The organism is Streptococcus bouchesdurhonensis (assembly GCF_948472335.1).
This window is the reverse complement of the sequence record NZ_CAOKTW010000035.1, coordinates 1-2,500: the sequence shown is the minus strand read 5'-3', so window position 1 is coordinate 2,500 and position 2,500 is coordinate 1. Positions and strand designations below refer to the sequence as shown.

Here is a 2,500-nt window from a genome sequence, read left to right as displayed (position 1 = left end):
GAGGTGACAGGTGGTGCATGGTTGTCGTCAGCTCGTGTCGTGAGATGTTGGGTTAAGTCCCGCAACGAGCGCAACCCCTATTGTTAGTTGCCATCATTCAGTTGGGCACTCTAGCGAGACTGCCGGTAATAAACCGGAGGAAGGTGGGGATGACGTCAAATCATCATGCCCCTTATGACCTGGGCTACACACGTGCTACAATGGCTGGTACAACGAGTCGCAAGCCGGTGACGGCAAGCTAATCTCTTAAAGCCAGTCTCAGTTCGGATTGTAGGCTGCAACTCGCCTACATGAAGTCGGAATCGCTAGTAATCGCGGATCAGCACGCCGCGGTGAATACGTTCCCGGGCCTTGTACACACCGCCCGTCACACCACGAGAGTTTGTAACACCCGAAGTCGGTGAGGTAACCTTTTAGGAGCCAGCCGCCTAAGGTGGGATAGATGATTGGGGTGAAGTCGTAACAAGGTAGCCGTATCGGAAGGTGCGGCTGGATCACCTCCTTTCTAAGGATAAGGAACTGCGCATTGGTCTTGTTTAGTCTTGAGAGGTCTTGTGGGGCCTTAGCTCAGCTGGGAGAGCGCCTGCTTTGCACGCAGGAGGTCAGCGGTTCGATCCCGCTAGGCTCCATTGGTGAGAGATCACCAAGTAATGCACATTGAAAATTGAATATCTATATCAAATAGTAACAAGAAAATAAACCGAAAACGCTGTAGTATTAATAAGAGTTTATGACTGAAAGGTCAAAAAAATAAGGTTAAGTTAATAAGGGCGCACGGTGGATGCCTTGGCACTAGGAGCCGAAGAAGGACGTGACAAACGACGATATGCCTTGGGTAGCTGTAAGTAAGCGATGATCCAGGGATTTCCGAATGGGGGAACCCAACAGGTACTACCTGTTACCCGCATCTGTTAAGGATGTGAGGAGGAAGACGCAGTGAACTGAAACATCTAAGTAGCTGCAGGAAGAGAAAGCAAAAGCGATTGCCTTAGTAGCGGCGAGCGAAACGGCAGGAGGGCAAACCGAAGAGTTTACTCTTCGGGGTTGTAGGACTGCAATGTGGACTCAAAGATTATAGAAGAATGATTTGGGAAGATCAGCCAAAGAGAGTAATAGCCTCGTATTTAAAATAGTCTTTGTACCTAGCAGTATCCTGAGTACGGCGGGACACGTGAAATCCCGTCGGAATCTGGGAGGACCATCTCCCAACCCTAAATACTCCCTAGTGACCGATAGTGAACCAGTACCGTGAGGGAAAGGTGAAAAGCACCCCGGGAGGGGAGTGAAATAGAACCTGAAACCGTGTGCCTACAACAAGTTCGAGCCCGTTAATGGGTGAGAGCGTGCCTTTTGTAGAATGAACCGGCGAGTTACGTTATGATGCGAGGTTAAGTTGAAGAGACGGAGCCGTAGGGAAACCGAGTCTGAATAGGGCGAATTAGTATCATGACGTAGACCCGAAACCATGTGACCTACCCATGAGCAGGTTGAAGGTGCGGTAAGACGCACTGGAGGACCGAACCAGGGCACGTTGAAAAGTGCTTGGATGACTTGTGGGTAGCGGAGAAATTCCAAACGAACTTGGAGATAGCTGGTTCTCTCCGAAATAGCTTTAGGGCTAGCGTCGACATTAGAGATTCTTGGAGGTAGAGCACTGTTTGGGTGAGGGGTCCATCCCGGATTACCAATCTCAGATAAACTCCGAATGCCAATGAATTATAGTCGGCAGTCAGACTGCGAGTGCTAAGATCCGTAGTCGAAAGGGAAACAGCCCAGACCACCAGCTAAGGTCCCAAAATAATTGTTAAGTGGAAAAGGATGTGGGGTTGCACAGACAACTAGGATGTTAGCTTAGAAGCAGCTATTCATTCAAAGAGTGCGTAATAGCTCACTAGTCGAGTGACCCTGCGCCGAAAATGTACCGGGGCTAAAACAATTTACCGAAGCTGTGGATACCTTTATAGGTATGGTAGGAGAGCGTTCTATGTGTGATGAAGGTGTACCGTGAGGAGTGCTGGAACGCATAGAAGTGAGAATGCCGGTATGAGTAGCGAAAGACAGGTGAGAATCCTGTCCACCGTAAGACTAAGGTTTCCAGGGGAAGGCTCGTCCGCCCTGGGTTAGTCGGGACCTAAGGAGAGACCGAAAGGTGTATCCGATGGACAACAGGTTGATATTCCTGTACTAGAGTATGTAGTGATGGAGGGACGCAGTAGGCTAACTAAAGCAGACGATTGGAAGTGTCTGTCTAAGCAGTGAGGTGTGAACTGAGTCAAATGCTTAGTTCTATAACATTGAGCTGTGATGGGGAGCGAAGTTTAGTAGCGAAGTTAGTGACGTCACACTGCCAAGAAAAGCTTCTAGCGTTTAAACATACTCTACCCGTACCGCAAACCGACACAGGTAGTCGAGGCGAGTAGCCTCAGGTGAGCGAGAGAACTCTCGTTAAGGAACTCGGCAAAATGACCCCGTAACTTCGGGAGAAGGGGTGCTGACTTTA

At 49.4% G+C, this 2,500-nt stretch carries 1 tRNA gene and 2 rRNA genes (1 of these 3 cut by a window edge); all 3 read left to right on the top strand.

Annotated features, from left to right (window positions below):
- Positions 1 to 505: ribosomal RNA gene (locus tag QMQ21_RS19125) — 16S ribosomal RNA — on the top strand; it begins 1,042 nt to the left of the window's first position.
- A gap of 51 nt (positions 506 to 556) precedes the next feature.
- A tRNA-Ala gene (locus tag QMQ21_RS19120) sits at positions 557 to 629 on the top strand.
- A gap of 125 nt (positions 630 to 754) precedes the next feature.
- Positions 755 to 2,500: ribosomal RNA gene (locus QMQ21_RS19115) — 23S ribosomal RNA — on the top strand; the annotation flags it as partial.